17 protein-coding genes are annotated in these 17,233 nt (G+C 56.0%); all 17 read left to right on the top strand.

Annotated features, from left to right (window positions below; translation table 11 throughout):
- Positions 1–79 precede the first annotated feature (79 nt).
- Positions 80–1,168 carry a DNA-processing protein DprA gene (gene dprA, locus ACFSOY_RS15475; protein WP_386048112.1) on the top strand — a complete coding sequence of 363 codons (1,089 nt, stop codon included), beginning with the start codon at positions 80–82 and terminating at the stop codon, positions 1,166–1,168.
- Between the two features lie 329 nt (positions 1,169–1,497).
- Complete coding sequence (gene topA, locus ACFSOY_RS15470; RefSeq protein ID WP_386048110.1) at positions 1,498–3,606, top strand: type I DNA topoisomerase; 2,109 nt, start codon at positions 1,498–1,500, stop codon at positions 3,604–3,606.
- A gap of 42 nt (positions 3,607–3,648) precedes the next feature.
- Positions 3,649–4,962, top strand: coding sequence for an FADH(2)-oxidizing methylenetetrahydrofolate--tRNA-(uracil(54)-C(5))-methyltransferase TrmFO (gene trmFO, locus ACFSOY_RS15465; RefSeq protein WP_386048108.1), 1,314 nt, complete (start codon positions 3,649–3,651; stop codon positions 4,960–4,962).
- 116 nt (positions 4,963–5,078) lie between these two features.
- A complete protein-coding gene (xerC, locus tag ACFSOY_RS15460) occupies positions 5,079–5,999 on the top strand; it encodes a tyrosine recombinase XerC (protein ID WP_386048106.1) in 921 nt (306 codons plus the stop codon).
- A gap of 17 nt (positions 6,000–6,016) precedes the next feature.
- Entirely contained in the window at positions 6,017–6,562 is a 546-nt protein-coding gene (hslV, locus tag ACFSOY_RS15455; RefSeq protein ID WP_386048104.1) for an ATP-dependent protease subunit HslV, read from the top strand.
- A 17-nt stretch (positions 6,563–6,579) separates the two neighbouring features.
- Positions 6,580–7,986 (top strand): ATP-dependent protease ATPase subunit HslU, encoded by a 1,407-nt coding sequence (gene hslU / locus ACFSOY_RS15450; RefSeq protein WP_386048103.1) that lies wholly within the window; start codon positions 6,580–6,582, stop codon positions 7,984–7,986.
- A gap of 30 nt (positions 7,987–8,016) precedes the next feature.
- The gene (gene codY, locus ACFSOY_RS15445; protein ID WP_386048101.1) at positions 8,017–8,784 is read left to right on the top strand and encodes a GTP-sensing pleiotropic transcriptional regulator CodY; all 768 of its coding nucleotides are present in this window, start codon (positions 8,017–8,019) and stop codon (positions 8,782–8,784) included.
- Positions 8,785–8,994: 210 nt separating this feature from the next.
- Entirely contained in the window at positions 8,995–9,405 is a 411-nt protein-coding gene (flgB, locus tag ACFSOY_RS15440; RefSeq protein ID WP_386048099.1) for a flagellar basal body rod protein FlgB, read from the top strand.
- 2 nt (positions 9,406–9,407) lie between these two features.
- The gene (flgC, locus tag ACFSOY_RS15435) at positions 9,408–9,863 is read left to right on the top strand and encodes a flagellar basal body rod protein FlgC (RefSeq protein ID WP_386048097.1); all 456 of its coding nucleotides are present in this window, start codon (positions 9,408–9,410) and stop codon (positions 9,861–9,863) included.
- 17 nt (positions 9,864–9,880) lie between these two features.
- Complete coding sequence (gene fliE / locus ACFSOY_RS15430; RefSeq protein WP_386048096.1) at positions 9,881–10,189, top strand: flagellar hook-basal body complex protein FliE; 309 nt, start codon at positions 9,881–9,883, stop codon at positions 10,187–10,189.
- 50 nt (positions 10,190–10,239) lie between these two features.
- The gene (gene fliF / locus ACFSOY_RS15425) at positions 10,240–11,763 is read left to right on the top strand and encodes a flagellar basal-body MS-ring/collar protein FliF (RefSeq protein ID WP_386048094.1); all 1,524 of its coding nucleotides are present in this window, start codon (positions 10,240–10,242) and stop codon (positions 11,761–11,763) included.
- A 21-nt stretch (positions 11,764–11,784) separates the two neighbouring features.
- Complete coding sequence (gene fliG, locus ACFSOY_RS15420) at positions 11,785–12,789, top strand: flagellar motor switch protein FliG (RefSeq protein ID WP_386048368.1); 1,005 nt, start codon at positions 11,785–11,787, stop codon at positions 12,787–12,789.
- Positions 12,782–13,552, top strand: a complete 771-nt coding sequence (gene fliH, locus ACFSOY_RS15415; protein WP_386048092.1) for a flagellar assembly protein FliH — start codon at positions 12,782–12,784, stop codon at positions 13,550–13,552. The genes fliG and fliH overlap by 8 nt, the downstream gene beginning before the upstream one ends.
- Positions 13,549–14,874 carry a flagellar protein export ATPase FliI gene (fliI, locus tag ACFSOY_RS15410; RefSeq protein WP_386048090.1) on the top strand — a complete coding sequence of 442 codons (1,326 nt, stop codon included), beginning with the start codon at positions 13,549–13,551 and terminating at the stop codon, positions 14,872–14,874. Before fliH ends, fliI begins: the two co-directional genes overlap by 4 nt.
- Positions 14,871–15,317, top strand: a complete 447-nt coding sequence (locus ACFSOY_RS15405; protein ID WP_386048089.1) for a flagellar export protein FliJ — start codon at positions 14,871–14,873, stop codon at positions 15,315–15,317. The genes fliI and ACFSOY_RS15405 overlap by 4 nt, the downstream gene beginning before the upstream one ends.
- 11 nt (positions 15,318–15,328) lie before the next feature.
- Complete coding sequence (locus ACFSOY_RS15400) at positions 15,329–15,886, top strand: MotE family protein (RefSeq protein WP_386048088.1); 558 nt, start codon at positions 15,329–15,331, stop codon at positions 15,884–15,886.
- 22 nt (positions 15,887–15,908) lie between these two features.
- Entirely contained in the window at positions 15,909–17,228 is a 1,320-nt protein-coding gene (locus tag ACFSOY_RS15395) for a flagellar hook-length control protein FliK (protein WP_386048086.1), read from the top strand.
- Positions 17,229–17,233 lie beyond the last annotated feature (5 nt).

Below are 17,233 nucleotides of genomic sequence, written 5' to 3'. Positions count from 1 at the left end.
CATTTCGATGCGATCAGCAAGAGAGACTCCCCGTGAGTCTCTCTTTTTTATCTGAACAGACCTGAAGAGGAGGAGCCTCATGCGCGATCAGGACATTTTGCTTTGGCTTTCGATGACGCCAGGTGTCGGCGCTGTTTCGATTCGAAGATTGATCGACCATTTTGGTGACTGGCGGTTGGTCTGGGAGGCGGATGCGGCGGAGATGCAGCGTGGCGCAGGCGTTCGCAAGCGGATGGCGCATTCGCTCTCGCTTGCCCGCGCGACTTTTGACCCCATTCGCTTGCGGAGCGAGCTGAAGACGGCTGGAATCTGCTACATCTCCCAAGCGGATGCGGAGTACCCTGCCGCTCTGCTGTCGATCTACGATCCGCCAGCCGGCCTGTTCATCATCGGCACGCTTCCTCCTACAGGCGATCAGGCGCTTGCTGTGGTCGGTTCGCGGACATCGACCACCTACGGGCGAGCTGTGACCGAAAAGTTGATCTTCGCACTGGTCGCAGGCGGCATGACGATCGTCTCAGGTTTGGCGAGAGGCATCGATACGATCGCTCATCAAGCGACGTTGCAAGCGAAGGGGCGGACGATCGCTGTGCTCGGCAGCGGGCTGTCGCAGATCTATCCGCGAGAAAACGTTCGACTGGCGCAAGAGATTGCAGGCGGCGGCGGGGCGGTCATCTCTGAATGGGCTCCACAGACGCACGCTTTGCCGCAAAACTTTCCGATTCGCAACCGCATCATCGCAGGTCTGGCCAGCGGGACGCTGGTGGTGGAAGCGGGGGAGAAAAGCGGATCGTTGATCACCGCAGATCAAGCGCTCGAACAAGGCCGAGATGTATACGCGATACCAGGGCAGATCACCGCTCGATCGAGCGCTGGCACCAACCGCTTGATCCAGCAAGGAGCTAAGCTGGTCATCACCGCTGCTGACATCCTCGAAGACTACCGGCTCACCCCGCAACCAACACCTACAGAAAAAACGTCCCTGCCCCCGCTCGATCGAGATGCTCAGCTTCTCTTGCGCGCTTTTGATGAACGAGAGAAGCATCTCGATCAGCTGCTAGCCTGCACCGGTCTTCCTCCGGGAGCTTTACACACGACCTTGCTTCGCTTGCAGTTGCAAGGGTGCATCGTCGCGCTGCCGGGCAACCGCTTTTGGCTGCGGGACTGATGATCGCACGAGATTTCCGATACTGTGGGCACAGGGCATCGAGGCGAAAAGGAGCGTCCGATGCCCGACCTGCTTATTATTGAAGGAATGCGATCGATCGGTCGGGCAAAGTGTTGCAGGATGCGGGAAGCGAGGGGATTCGATCTTCGATTTTCTCTGAAAACTTGGTTTGAGCACACCCGGGATTGGATATTACTATGGCAGGAGTTCGCCTAAAAAAATCGCGATAGGTCGTGACAAAAAGCAAACAGGTGATATATATTGGTACATAGCATCCCGAGTTTCAAATGAAAACGCATTCTATTACATAAAGAAAGGGGGAGAGGGTCGTGTCCGACTATCTGGTGATTGTCGAGTCTCCCGCCAAAGCGAAGACGATCGGCAAGTATCTCGGTAAAAAATATGTGGTTAAAGCGTCGATGGGCCACGTGCGAGACTTGCCGAAGTCGCAGCTCGGCGTCGATGTGGAAGACGACTTCTCTCCGAAATACATAACAATACGTGGAAAAGGCGACATTTTGAAAGAACTGCGAGACGCCCGCAAAAAGGCGAAGGCCGTCTATCTGGCGGCCGACCCTGATCGCGAAGGGGAAGCGATCGCGTGGCATCTCGCCCACATCCTTAATGTGGACACAGACGGCCCATGTCGCGTCGTGTTCAACGAGATCACCAAGGATGCGGTAAAAGAAGCGTTTAAACATCCGCGCTCGATCAACATGAACTTGGTCAACGCACAACAGGCGCGCCGAATTTTGGATCGCCTCGTCGGTTATCAGATCAGCCCACTTCTATGGAAGAAAGTGAAGAAAGGGCTTTCAGCGGGCCGCGTCCAATCGGTCGCGGTACGCTTGATCATCGATCGAGAAAACGAGATTCGCGCCTTTGAGCCGGAAGAATATTGGACGCTTACCGCGCATTTCAAAATCGACAAAAGCAAGTTCGAAGCAAAATTCCACGGTTTCGGAGAGGAAAAAAGAGAACTGAGAGGGGAGGGCGAGGTTCAGGAGATCGAAAAGATGATCGCCGGGAAGAGCTGGACCGTCCAGTCGGTCAAGATGACCGAGCGCAAGCGCAATCCATCAGCGCCCTTCACCACCTCCACCCTGCAGCAGGAGGCAGCTCGCAAGCTGAACTTTCGCGCCTCCAAAACGATGTCGCTCGCGCAGCAGCTCTATGAGGGGATCGATATCGGCGGGGAAGGCACCGTCGGTCTGATCACCTACATGCGTACCGACTCTGTGCGCATTTCGACGATTGCACAGGAAGAAGCGAAAGAATACATAATCGATCAGTACGGTTCCGACTACTCTCCACCTGAGCCGCGCAACTATTCGACCAAGTCGAAAGGCGCCCAAGAGGCGCATGAGGCGGTTCGGCCGACCTCCGTGTTGCGCCACCCCGACAAGGTGAAAGAGTTTCTCAGCCGCGATCAGTTCCGCTTGTACAAGTTGATCTGGGATCGCTTTGTCGCTTCCCAGATGTCATCCGCTGTACTCGACACGATGACGGTCGACATTGCGGTCGGCGATGCGAAATTCCGTGCGACCGGTTCGAAGATCAAGTTCCCAGGCTTCATGACCTTGTATATTGAAGGAAATGATGAGGGGAAAGAGGATGAGGAGAAATTTCTCCCGCCGATGGTCGAGGGACAGCAGCTGAATACGCCAGAGGTGGAGCCGAAGCAGCATTTCACTCAGCCGCCGCCCCGCTTTACAGAAGCGCGCTTGGTCAAGACGATGGAAGAGATCGGGATCGGTCGTCCTTCCACCTACGCGCCGACTCTGGAGACGATTCAGAAGCGCGGGTATGTGCTGCTGGAAGAAAAGCGCTTTTTCCCGACCGAGCTCGGCGAGATCGTCCATGAGATGATGGAGGAGTTCTTTCCGCAGATCATCGATGTCGATTTCACCTCCACCATCGAGCAGGAGCTCGATGAAGTGGAGGACGGAGACATCGACTGGGTGAAGGTGCTCGGCGAGTTCTACGGCGACTTTGAAAAGCATCTGCGCGTGGCAGAGGAAGAGATGAAGCACGTAGAGCTTCAAGAGGAAGTCTCCGATGTCCCTTGCGAGAAGTGTGGGAAGCTGATGGTGTTCAAACATGGGCGCTACGGCAAGTTTCTCGCCTGTCCAGGCTTTCCCGACTGTCGCAACACCAAGCCGATCTTAAAGGAGATCGGCGTCGCTTGCCCGAAGTGTAAGGAAGGTCAACTTGTCGAGCGAAAAGGAAAGCGCAGGCGCGTGTTCTTCGGCTGTGATCGCTATCCCGAGTGCGATTTTATCATCTGGGATCGCCCGACCGGCCGAGCCTGTCCAGAATGTGGTGAACCTTTGATCACAAAGCGCACCGGCAAAGGCGAAGGGAAAGAAGTCATCCAGTGTTCCGGTTCGGAATGCAGTCATAAGGAAGAAGTGACCACAGAGGGCAGACAGGGGTAGTTTGCCCCTGTCTTTTTATCGGCACTGAAGGGAGCTGACAGCATGACACAACCAATCACAGTCATCGGGGCAGGGCTAGCAGGTACGGAGGCAGCTTGGCAGATCGCCAAGCGCGGCCACCGCGTCAACCTGTATGAAATGCGCCCCGTTCGTGCAACCGATGCGCATAAAACGGACAATTTTGCTGAGCTTGTCTGCTCGAATTCCTTGCGCGGAGCAAGCCTGACCAACGCGGTCGGCCTGCTCAAAGAGGAGATGCGCCGCCTCGATTCGGTGATCATCAGCTCGGCTGACAAAACGGCCGTTCCGGCTGGCGGAGCGCTCGCGGTCGACCGCGATACGTTTTCTGCAGAGGTGACTCGCCGCGTGCAGGAGCATCCGAACATCAACGTCATCCGCGAAGAGCTTACCGAGATTCCGCAAGAGGGCATCGTCATCATCGCGAGCGGTCCGCTCACCTCTCCTGATCTCTCGCGGGCGATCCTGAACTTGACCGGAGAGGAGTATCTGTACTTCTACGATGCGGCCGCTCCGATCATCAACAAAGAGTCGATCGACTTTGACAAGGTGTACATCGCGTCTCGCTACGACAAAGGGGAAGCGGCCTATATCAACTGCCCGATGTCTCGCGAGGAGTTCGATCGCTTTTACGATGCGTTGGTCAGCGCGGAGGTCGTGCCGCTCAAAGAGTTTGAAAAAGAGGTCTTCTTCGAAGGCTGTATGCCGGTTGAAGTGATGGCGACCCGCGGCCGTCAGACCATGCTGTTCGGCCCGCTCAAACCGGTGGGCCTGCCCGATCCGCGCACTGGCAAAGAGCCGTATGCGGTCGTCCAGCTTCGCCAAGATAACGCCTCCGCGACGCTGTACAACATGGTCGGCTTCCAGACGCACCTGAAGTGGGGCGAGCAGAGCCGCATCTTCCAGATGATCCCGGGTCTTGAGAACGCGGAGATCGTGCGCTATGGTGTCATGCACCGCAACACGTACATCAACTCACCCAACTTCCTGCAACAGACCTACCAGACCAAGCAGCGCAACAGCCTGTTCTTCGCAGGCCAGATCACCGGTGTGGAAGGGTATGTCGAATCGGCAGCTGCCGGTCTGATCGCCGGGATCAACGCCTGCCGCCTCCTCGATGGGCAGGAGCCGCTGGTCTTCCCGCGCGATACGGCGATCGGATCGCTCGCCTATTACATCACGCACACCAGCGCGAAAAACTTCCAGCCGATGAACGCGACGTTCGGACTGTTGCCACCGCTTGCGAAAAAGATCCGCAACAAGCAGGAAAAAAATCAAATGATTGCAGACCGTGCGCTGGAGAGCCTGCAAGCTTTTCAAACGGAACATCAGCTCTGAGCGAAACGGCGCGATGATCGCAAAGCGGGGAAGGCGAACCGGCTGCCGCATGCGGTCAGCTCGGGTCTAAATCGAATCGCGTTCACATAGGGTTGCAGAAAAAGGTGGGGAGAGCGATGGAGCAAAAACATGCCGATTCACCGGTGATCGATCATCTGGTGGATTTGTACATGCAGTATCTTGCGGTGGAGAAAAGAGTTTCTGACCACACCCTCGACCATTATTTCTCCGACCTGGAACAGTTTATCGAGTTTATGCGGCGAGAAGGGCGCTCCTCGTTTGACCAGATCGGACATGTGGACGTTCGCACGTTTGTCGGTCGCATGGCGCGCGACCGGGAGAAAAAGACGATCGCGCGCAAGATTTCGGCCCTCCGCTCGTTTTTTGAATTCTTGCGCCGCGAAGGACTTGTCGAGCAGAACCCGGCAAAAGGTGTGCATCTGCCAAAGCTGGAGCGGCGGTTGCCCAACTTTTTGTACATCGATGCTGTCGAGCGGTTGATGGGCGCGCCAGACCTCTCGACGCCGCTCGGGCTGCGCGACAAGGCGCTGCTGGAGCTGCTGTATGCGTCTGGCGTGCGGGTCGGCGAATGCGTGGGGCTGGACATCGCCGACCTCGATCTGGAGGTAGGCGCGGCGCTCGTTTACGGCAAGGGCGCGAAAGAGCGCTACGTCTTGCTCGGGCAGCAGGCGATCGATGCGCTGGAACGCTATTTGCAAGACGCATGGCCGGTGCTCCGCAAGCAGGGGGAAGGAGATGGCAATCCCCTCTTTCTCAACCATCGCGGGACGAGGTTGTCCGATCGGAGCGTGCGGCGCATTTTGGACAAATATGTCGTCCAGCTAGCGGGGATGCAAAAGGTCTCCCCGCACACGTTGCGACACACGTTTGCAACCCATCTGCTCGACAACGGAGCAGATTTGCGCGTCGTGCAAGAGCTGCTCGGGCATGTCAGCCTGTCCAGCACCCAGATCTACACACACACGACTCGCGAACATCTGGAGCGTGTTTACACAATGGCCCATCCGCGGGCATGACGAGAGGGGACGGAACGATGAGTCAAAGCCAATTTCATTCCACGACGATCTTCGCCTGCCGCCGCAACGGAAAAGCGGCGATGGCTGGCGACGGGCAGGTCACGTTCGGCCAAAACATGGTGATGAAAAACGGTGCGAAAAAAGTGAGACGTCTCTTTCGCGGCGAAGTTGTCGCGGGGTTTGCCGGATCGGTCGCCGATGCGTTCACCCTGTTTGAAAAGTTTGAGGGCAAGCTGGAAGAGTATCATGGTAACCTGCAGCGTTCGGCGGTCGAGCTGGCCAAAGAATGGCGCACCGACAAGATGATGAGAAACTTGGAAGCGATGTTGATCATCATGAATCGGGATCACCTGTTGCTCGTCTCCGGAAATGGTGAGGTGATCGAGCCGGATGACGACATCATCGCGATCGGCTCTGGCGGGAACTTCGCTCTGGCGGCAGGGCGTGCGCTCTACCAACACACAGAGCTCTCCGCCCGCGAGGTTGCGGAGAACGCATTGAAGATCGCGGCCGACATCTGCGTGTACACCAACCACAATATTATCGTCGAAGAGATCGGCTAGAGGAGGGGGAACGAGAGATGCAAAACATGAAAGAGCTGACCCCAAAGCGAATCGTTGAAGAGCTCGACAAATATATCGTCGGTCAAAGCAAGGCGAAAAAGGCGGTTGCTGTCGCGCTGCGCAACCGCTATCGCCGCTCGCTGTTGCCCGCAGATATGATCGAAGAGGTCACGCCGAAGAACATTCTGATGATCGGTCCGACGGGCGTCGGCAAGACGGAGATCGCGCGCCGGTTGGCCAAACTGGTCGGGGCGCCGTTCATCAAGGTGGAAGCGACCAAGTTCACCGAAGTAGGCTATGTCGGCCGCGATGTCGAGTCGATGATTCGCGATCTGGTCGAGACGGCGATTCGCATCGTCAAAGTGGAAAAGATGGCTGCTGTCGAGGAAAAGGCGAAGGATATGGCGGAAGATCGCCTCGTCAATCTGCTCGTTCCAGACTCTGCGAAAAACAAAAATTTCAAAAATCCGTTTGAAATGCTGTTTAGTGGCAATGCTGGTACACAACAAGACGAAAATCCACAGGATTCGTTTGAGATCCGAAAGCAACGAAGCGAAGCCCGAAAGCGGCTGCAGAGCGGCGATCTGGAAGACCAGGTCATCGAGATCGAAGTTGAGGATACTACCCCGGGCATGTTGGACCTGCTCGGCGGTGGAGCTGGCATGGAAGGAATGGGGATGAACAACATCCAGGAGATGCTGGGCAGCATGTTGCCCAAGCGTCGGAAGAAGCGCAAAGTGCCGATTCGTGAAGCGCGCAAACTGCTCGCCCAAGAAGAGGCGCAAAAGCTGATCGACATGGATGAAGTGACGACCGAATCTGTCCACCGCGCCGAACAGTCTGGCATCATCTTCATCGACGAGATCGACAAGATCGCTGGCAAGGAGCGTCAAGGAGGTCCTGACGTATCCAGAGAAGGGGTGCAGCGCGACATTCTGCCGATCGTCGAAGGATCGACGGTGATGACCAAGTACGGCCCGGTCAAAACCGATTACATTCTCTTCATGGCGGCAGGCGCGTTCCACATCTCCAAGCCGAGCGATCTGATCCCCGAGCTCCAAGGTCGGTTTCCGATCCGGGTCGAGCTGACCAGCTTGACTGCGGAAGATTTCCAACGCATTTTGACCGAGCCGAGAAATGCGCTGATCAAGCAGTACATCGCATTGCTGGAGACGGAAGGGATCAAGGTCGAGTTCACGCCAGAATCGATCGAGAAGCTCGCTGAGCTGGCCACCACGGTCAACGCGGAGACGGATAACATCGGAGCGCGGCGACTGCACACTCTGCTGGAGAAGCTGTTGGAAGACCTCTCCTTCGAAGCGTCAGACGTGCTGCTCGAAAAGATTGTCATCACGCCTGCATATGTAGCGGAGAAACTGGAAGGCATCGTGAAGAACAAGGATCTCAGCCACTATATCCTGTAGGAATTTACCTCAGGAGGGTACCAGGCTGATATGGAACTATTGAGCAAAACGCGGGTTATGAATCGATTGTTGCAACGTGCAGATGGCATGCGCGTCGGCTATGAAGAGCTGACCGCAAGCTTGCGCGATATCATCCTCGCCAACGTTTTTTTGGTGGACGACAAAGGCAGGCTGCTCGGCCATGCGTTAGCTGAGCTGATCGACATCTCGCAGCTGCCCAAGGCTGCGGATGGATGCGTCTGCCTGCCGGATGATTTTGTCGCCAAGCTGTACAGCCATGAGTTTACACGCACCAATATCCAGGAGAACACCCCGTTTTGCACTGGCTTGACAGAGGAGCGCGCGTACCTCTCAATCGTGCCGATCCGCGGTCAGGGGGATCGGATGGGGACGCTGTTGCTGACCAGGCAAAAAGGTCCGATGACAGAGGAAGACCTCGTGCTCGCCGAGTATGGCGCTTCCTTGATCGGGCTTGAGCTGGTGCGCGCCACCTCACAAAAAAAGCTTCAGGAAGGGCGAGAGCGGACGATTGTGCAGATGGCGGTCGGATCGCTGTCCTACTCGGAACTGGAGGCGGTCGACCACATCTTTGCCGAGCTGAATGGGCGCGAAGGACTGCTGGTCGCCTCTCGCATCGCAGATCGCGTGGGGATCACGCGTTCGGTGATCGTCAACGCACTGCGCAAATTGGAGAGCGCAGGCGTAGTCGAAGCGCGTTCATTGGGGATGAAAGGCACGCACATCAAGATCTTGAACCCCAAACTGCTCCCGCTGTTAGAAGATATGAAGTCAAGATGATCGACAGGACGCGGACGTGACCGCGTCTTTTTTTTGTCCCTGTGAAGGGTGTGTGAAAAATGTCGAGTCAGGGCGAAAGTCCCTAGTAAGATATAAGTAATAGTTATAAAATGGTGAATGTCAGTTTGAATTTGAGTTGTCGAATCATGCAGGATTTTCGAACATCGCGAAGAAAGATATACATACCTATCAAAACATAAGGGTGATCGTATGTCGTTTATCAACAATCGAGCTATCTCATTGCTAGAGCGATCGCTTGATGCCGCTAGCCTGCGACAGAAAGTGATCTCAAACAATCTTGCGAATATTGACACACCGAACTTCAACCGCAGCGATGTATCATTTGAACATACGCTGCAGCAAGTGTTGGCAGGAACTGCGATGAGCGGTCGTCGAACAGACGAGCGACACATTGCGATCGGGACCAATCGGATCTCTGAGGTGAAGCCTGAGACGGTCACCGATACTTCCACGACGATGCGCCTTGATGGCAACAATGTGGATATCGACGTCGAGATGACCAACCTCGCAGAAAATCAAATTCTCTACAACGCATTGGCACAGCGGATCAACGGCAAGTTTGCAACGCTCAAGTATGCGATCAGTGAAGGGAAGCGATAAGCATGGGAGTATTCGATAGTATCAACATCAGCGCTTCAGGTCTGACAGCACAGCGCCTGCGCCTCGATGTCGTCGCCGGAAATATCGCCAACGCCAACACGACGCGCGGCGTCAACGGAGAGCCGTATCGACGACAGATCGTCACGATGGGAGAGCGCACAGCGACCTCGTTTCAAAACGTTCTGGCGCAGGAGATGGGACAAGCATCTGGGCAGGGCGTGCGCGTCACCGGGATCGTCAAGGATGAAACGCCGTTCAAGCTCGTCTTCGATCCGAGCCATCCCGATGCGGTGAAAGAGCCGGGCGATCCGATGTACGGCTATGTGCGAATGCCGAACGTTGACATCGCTCGCGAGATGGTCGACATGATCTCCGCGACCCGCAGCTACGAAGCGAACGTCACTGCGATCAACGCGGCCAAGTCCCAAGCGTTAAAAGCGCTTGAGATCGGTCGATAAGAAAGGAGCAGCTCCAGATGATCGAAGGGATTAACAATGCGTTGCAAGTAACCGGGCTCAATCCGACAAAAGCCCTGCAGGGGCAAGGGGTAAATAGGTCGGAAGGTCCATCTTTTTCTGATTTTTTAAATCGAGCGATCGAAGGGGTTAACAACCAGCAGAAACAGGCAGACCAGCTGACCGAACTGCTGGCCAGCGGACAGGAGACCGATCTGCACACGGTGATGATCGCAGCAGAAAAAGCATCGGTATCCTTTCAGTTGATGGTGCAGGTTCGCAACAAAGCGATGGAGGCATACCAAGAGGTAATGCGAATGCAAGTATAGGGGATTGCGTGAGCAACAGTGTGGGGAGTAAGTGACGACGAGGTGAAATTGTGAACCACAAGCTTAAGCAATTATTCGAAAAACTCACAGGATATTGGAAGCAGTTAGAAAAGAGACAACGGCGGAACCTTCTCCTTGTTGGCGTCTTCTTTATACTCACAGTATCCCTTCTCTCTTGGTTCGCACTTCGCCCGAACTATGTAGTGGTATTCGCGAATCAAACGCCTGCCAGCTTAGGCGAGCTTTCGAGTAAGCTCGACGAGCTAAAGATCCCCAACCAAGTGGGGAGCGATACGATCTCCGTGCCGGAGAAGTACCAGCATGAGGCGCGGATGAAACTGGCGATGGACGGACTTCCACAATCTGCGACGCCGGGATATTCGGTCTTTGATCAATCTGGTCTGGGGATGACGGAAAAAGAGTTCGATGTCCGCTACCAACAGGCAACAGAAGGCAATATCGCCAACGCGATTCAGACGATCAAGGGCGTGCAAGAAGCGAAGGTCAGCGTCGTACAGGCTGAGAAGAAGCTTTTTGTCTCGCAAGCGAAGCAGGATGCGAAAGCGTCCGTCCTGCTCTCACTAGCGCCTGGAGTCGCGTTGACCACCGATCAGATCGGTGGGATTCAGCAGCTGGTCGCACATTCGGTTCAAGGTCTGCTGCCGCAAAATGTGGCGATCGTCGACCAAAATGGCACCCGCTTGGTCGATGACCAAGGAGAGGCGTTAGCTGGTGTGGGAACAGATGGGAAACTGAGCAAACAACAACAGATCCAAATTCAAGTCGAACAAGAAGCTACTAAAAAGATTCGTAATGCGCTGGAGCGGATTGTCGGTCTGAACAATGTTGCGGTTGTTGTTCATGCAGATGTTGATTTTGATCAGAAGACGTGGACAGACAAGAAGCTGACCCCTCCGATCGAAGGTTCCACAAGCGGTGGAGTGATCTCCAACCGAGAAGTGAGCGAAGAGACGGAAGGCACGCAGGGTGGCGGAGCGGCCGGACAACAGCAAAACAACAACAACCAGCAGCAATATCCGGCTGGCACGCAGGGCAATCAGTCCTCTTCGAAAAAGGATAATACGACCAACTACGAGTGGAACACCTATGTGGAAAACGGTGAGACATCGCTCTACCGCGTGGGAGCTTATACAGTGTCGGTGTTGTTGAACGATCCGAATTTGACGCAGGCGAAGAAAGACGAGATCACCAACTTTGTCTCCACTTCGATCGGTCGCAAGAACGACGGCACAGCAAACGACGTGATCACCGTCACCGGACAAGCGTTCGTCGCTCCGGAAAATCCGTTCGCATCTGATTCGTTCTATCAACAGCCGTGGTTCCTGGGGGCGCTGGCTGCAGCACTCGTCCTGCTCGGCGGTGGCGCTTATGCGCTGACTCGTCGTCGCAAGCAGACCGATGTGCCGGTGCTCGAAGCGCCGACCACCCGAGAGGTCGCGGTGGCGATGGAAGAATCGGAATCGCAAAAGATGAAGAAGCAGCTGGAGAAACTTGCAAACCAAAAACCGGAAGAATTTGTCAACCTGTTGCGTACCTGGTTGGTAGAAGAGTAGGAGTGACTGCTTGTGGCGCGCATGCAACAAAAACTTACCGGGCGTCAAAAGGCGGCCGTTCTGCTCGTCTCACTTGGGCCAGAAATCGCTTCGAAAGTATTCAAGCATCTGCGCGAGGACGAGATCGAGCAATTGACACTGGAGATCGCGAACGTGCGAAAGATCGAGTACGAACAAAAAGAGGATGTGCTCGATGAGTTCCATTCGATCGCACAAGCGCAGGAGTATATCTCGCAGGGTGGGATCGAGTATGCAAAAGATGTGTTGGAAAAGGCGCTCGGTTCGCAAAAAGCGATCGATATCATCAACCGTCTGACCGCTTCTCTACAAGTTCGTCCCTTCGATTTTGCCCGCAAAGCCGATCCGAATCAAATCCTAAACTTTATCCAAAATGAGCACCCGCAGACGATCGCGCTCGTGCTCGCCTATCTTGATCCGATTCAATCTTCGATGATTCTCTCCGCCTTGCCGCAAGAGCATCAGGCGGACATCGCTCGGCGCATCGCGATCATGGATCGCACCTCGCCAGAAGTGATCAACCAAGTGGAGCGCGTGCTCGAAAACAAACTGTCGCAGATGGCGATGCACGACTTTTCCAGCGGCGGCGGTATCGATGCGATCGTGCAGGTTCTCAACGGCGTCGATCGCTCGACGGAGAAGACGATTCTCGAATCGTTGGAGCTCCAAGACCCAGAGTTGGCCGAAGAGATCAAAAAGCGGATGTTCGTCTTCGAAGACATCGTCTCGCTCGACAACCGCGCGATTCAGCGCGTGATCCGCGATGTGGACACGAACGATCTGGCGCTGTCGCTCAAAGTGTCCAGCGAAGAGGTGCAGGAAGTCATCTTCCGCAACATGTCGAAGCGGATGGTGGAAACGTTCCGCCAAGATATGGAGTTTATGGGCCCTGTGCGACTGCGCGATGTCGAGGAAGCACAACAACGCATCGTGGGCATCATCCGCCGACTGGAAGAGAGCGGCGAGATCGTGATTGCTCGCGGTGGGGGAGACGATGTAATTGTCTAAATTGCTCAAAGCACAGCAAGCGTCGTTTACTCAGCAAGCGTACCGGTTAGAGGTGCATCCGATCGCGCAAGAGCCGGTGGAAGCGCCCGATCTCAGCGAGTTGGACATCTTGCGCCAAGCTGCCGAACAGGAAGCGGCGGGGATTGTCGCTTCGGCGCACGAAAGGGCGCAACGCATCGTCGAACAGGCGAATGCGGAGGCGGCAGGGTTGCTCGACCGCGAGCGGCAACAGGTGCAACAGACCTTGCATGCCGAGGTGGAAGCGGCCAAGCAGGTCGGGTATGAGGAAGGATTTGCTCAAGGGGCAGCACAGGCAGCAGCAGAATATGCAGCGACCTTGCAGGCGGCACAGGAGCAATACCTGTCCGCTGTGGAAGAGCGCCGCCGCTATCTGTACGAAGCGGAGCCGATGATCGTCGACCTCGCCCTTGAGGTGGCCAAGAAGGTCATGCTTCGCGAGAGCAGCGCGGACCGATCGGTTGTCATCGAGGTGGTGCGGGCCGCTCTCGAAGAGATTCATGACGGGGGCAAAGTCGAAGTCCATGTGCACCCGGATGACCACGAGATCGTGCAGCAAAGCCGTGAGCGATTGCGCAAAGCGGTGCCTGGACAGACGGAGCTGTTGATCATCAAGGACGGCAGCGTCGAGGCTGGCGGCTGTGTGGTCTGCACCGCTTTTGGCAATATTGACGCGCGCATCGACACCCAATTGGAAGAGGTGAGAAAGGCGTTGCAGGATGTCGCTGCAAGCCTTGAGCCATGAGCAGTCAGGAAAAGCTCGAAAAGTATCTCGGTCGGTTGAATCGCATTCGCACGATCAAGGTCAATGGCAAAGTGACCAAGGTGATCGGGCTGACCATCGAGTCGAGAGGGCCGGTGGCCACCGTCGGAGATGTCTGCCAGATCGAATCGCCCGGCGTGGAACCGATTCTGGCAGAAGTGGTCGGCTTTCGTGAGAACAACGTGCTGCTGATGCCGCTTTCCGATCTGGGGTCGATCGGGCCTGGTCACGATGTGGTCGCCACAGGGAACTCCTTGCAGATTCCGGTTGGGCCACATCTGCTCGGTCGCATTCTGGACGGGCTGGGGCAACCGATCGATGGGAAGGGACCGCTCGACAGTCCGAACACGTATAGCGCGATGCGCCAACCTCCTCATCCGCTGACGAGAAAGCGGATCGAGGAGCCGCTCTCGGTCGGTGTGCGCTGCATCGATGGATTGCTCACCGTGGGGAGAGGACAGCGCGTCGGCCTGTTCGCAGGCTCTGGCGTCGGCAAGAGCACGCTGCTCGGGATGATCGCGCGCAACACATCGGCAGATATCAATGTGATCGCGCTGATCGGGGAGCGGGGACGCGAAGTCCGAGAATTTATCGAAAAGGACTTAGGCGAAGAGGGGCTCTCGCGCTCCGTGCTCGTCGTCGCGACATCAGATCAACCGCCGCTGGTGCGAATCAAAGGAGCGCTGGTCGCCACCGCGATCGCCGAATATTTCCGCGATCATGGGCAGGATGTCGTGCTGATGATGGACTCGGTCACTCGATTTGCGATGGCGCAGCGTGAGGTGGGCTTGGCGATCGGAGAGCCTCCGACCACCCGCGGGTACACGCCTTCCGTCTTCGCGACGCTGCCCAAGCTCTTGGAGCGGGCAGGCACAGGCGAGACAGGAACGATCACCGCCTTTTACACGGTGTTGGTCGACGGGGATGACATGAACGAGCCGATCGCCGATGCTGCGCGAGGAATTCTGGATGGACATATCGTGCTCTCTCGTCAGATTGCCAACCGTGGGCACTTTCCTTCGATCGATGTGCTGGCGAGCGTCTCCCGCGTGATGAACGACCTGGTGTCGCCTGAACATAAGGGCGCCGCAGGAGTCGTTAAAAAACTTAGCTCCATCTACAAAGATTCTGAAGACCTGATCAACATCGGCGCCTACCAGCGCGGCAACAACGTGCAGATCGACAAGGCGATCATGCATCAACCAGCGATTCAGCGCTTTACGGCGCAAGATGTTCATGAGCACAGCGACTTAGAAAGCGCTCGAAACGCACTGATTGAGACGTTCGGAGGGATCGAGGTATGACAGTTTCCCTGGCTTCTCTACAGAAGATCACCACGCTGAAAAATCGCATTACGCAGCAAGCGACTTGGGAGTACGCCCAGTCGAAGCGGAAGCTGGATGATGAGTACGACAAGCTCTACACGATGGTCGACCAGCACGATGTGGCACATCAGGAGATGCACCGTGCCACCGAGCAGAAGATCTCCACCGATCAACTGCACGCATGGATTCTCTTCATGAATGCTCAAAACCGCCTGATGCGACAGCAGGCAGAAGTGATCGCCAAGCAGAAGGTGGACTGTGAGGACAAGCACGAAGCGTTACAGGATCGCTTTCTCGACGAGCAGATGTGGACGAAACTGCAAGAGAGACGTCGACTGGAAGTGCGGGCGCATCAGGACAAGCTGGCGCAGGAGGCGCTGGATGAGGCGGCTGCTGTGTTGCGTCGTCGCAAAGGGAGGTGAAGCGAGGCATCATGGAAGCGGAACATCGCTACAGTAAAGTCGAATGGTTGTTTTACATCATCATCCTCCCGCTTCTGCTGACCGCTCTTTTGTCGGGTATCATCCTCCAGTTTCTCGGGGTCGATGTGACAGGGAAGATCGCCAGTGCGGCTCGCGAGATTCCTGTGATCTCCAGCCTGCTTCCGGCAGAGGAGGGCGAGGCCGATCCGCAAGAGCAGGAAGCAACAGCGAACAAAGCGAAGATCCAAGAGCTTCAGGATCAGATCACCGCGTTGGAAAATGAAAAGCAGCAGGCAGATTCTGACATGAAGAAGAAGGATGGCGAGATCGCTGCGCTGAAGAAACAGATCGCCGAGCTGGATAAGAAGGGCTCTGTTGGGCAGAAAGATCCATTGCAAACGCAAGCGGATGTCTATGCGAACATGTCGCCAGCGAAGGCGGCGCTCGTTTTAAGCCAGCTATCGGTGACAGAAGCGAAGCAGTTCCTGAGCAAGATGAGCTCGAAAGCGCAAGCTGCAATTTTAGAGAAGATGGAACCTGCGATCGCCGCGAAGATGATGAGTCAATAGTTTGCGAAAGGAGGTGAAAATGATGGAACTGCAAGTGGGTAACATGGGTGTTGCACCGACCGCATCTGCTGGAGCCAAGGCGTTTGCCGCCGCTGGCAAAGGGGATGGCGCTGGCGCTTTCAACCTGCTCTTACAAGCTGCTGGTGCAGCTCAGCAAGCGGGTGAAACGCAGAAAAGCGATCAGGAAGGTCTGTTGGCCGCGCTGGCTGCCTTGGCGAATGGCATGGCAGCACCGCTCTTGTTGAACGACCTCCCGCTCGACAATGCCGATCTGGCGCAAGTCTTGCAAAAGTTTGGTGTGTCCTCTGAGCTCTTGACCGCTCTGCTTGAGAATCCGCAGGGCAACCCGCTTGAGACGCTCACCGCCAATCCCAAGCTGATGCCAGAGTTTAACGCGGCGCTCGGCAAGATGATGCAGACGCTGCTCGCACAACCGCAACTGGCGACACCAGAAAGCAAGACGGCAATCCTGCTGCAAACGCTGATGCAATCGGTCCAAATCGAAGCGGTGCTGACGGGCAAAGCTGAGCAGGGCGGTTTGGCACCGCTCGACATAGGCTGGACGGGCATGACGAACAGCGCACTTGGGAAACTGCAGGCGACGATGTCGCTGCACACGCTGCAAAGCTTCCTGCTTGGAGCGGGAGTGAAAAGCGATGCTGACAAAGCGCTGCTAGGTGCGGCGATGCCAGAAGGCGGGAAGCTGGCCGCTTCGGCGATGCTGACCGAAGAGGGCACAGCAGGTGGCGCATCGGCCAAGCAGGCGACCGAAGGGGTGCAGGTGAAACAGGCGGACAATCTGCCGCCAGCTGCCGGGTTCGATCTTCAAGCGTATCTGAAGCTTCCGGAGCGAACTGTAAAGTTGGAGCCGGTCGTCACGATGCGCGCCGATCAACTGCGCTCTGAACTGTCGAGCATGTTGGTCAAACGAGCTTCGCTGATCGAGTCACCAGGTCGTCATGAATTCCGCATCATCCTGGAGCCGCAAGGGCTCGGTGAGGTGGAAGTGCGCATCCAATCGATCAATAAACAGATCTCAGTTCAGCTGATCGCCGACTCTTCAGCATCGAGGGGGATGCTCGACTCCGCGCTCGCAGGGCTGAAGCTGCAATTGCAGGCACAGGGGATTCAGTATGACCGCATCGAGGTGCAGTCCTCTGCAAACGGCCAATCCAATCTGGGCTCGGGGTTGCCAGAGCACAGAGGATCGGGGCAAAATGCACGCGAGCAACAGGGTGGACAATCGCGCAAGGCGACAGTTGACACGTTCACGCTGAGCGATGTGTCAGCGATCGAAGATCAGATGATCATCGAGCCTGACAGCATCGACGTTACCGCGTAGAGAGA

The sequence above is a fragment of the Tumebacillus lipolyticus genome, assembly GCF_042682745.1.
Lineage (GTDB): Bacteria > Bacillota > Bacilli > Tumebacillales > Tumebacillaceae > Tumebacillus_A > Tumebacillus_A lipolyticus.
This window is presented reverse-complemented; position numbering and strand designations above follow the sequence as displayed.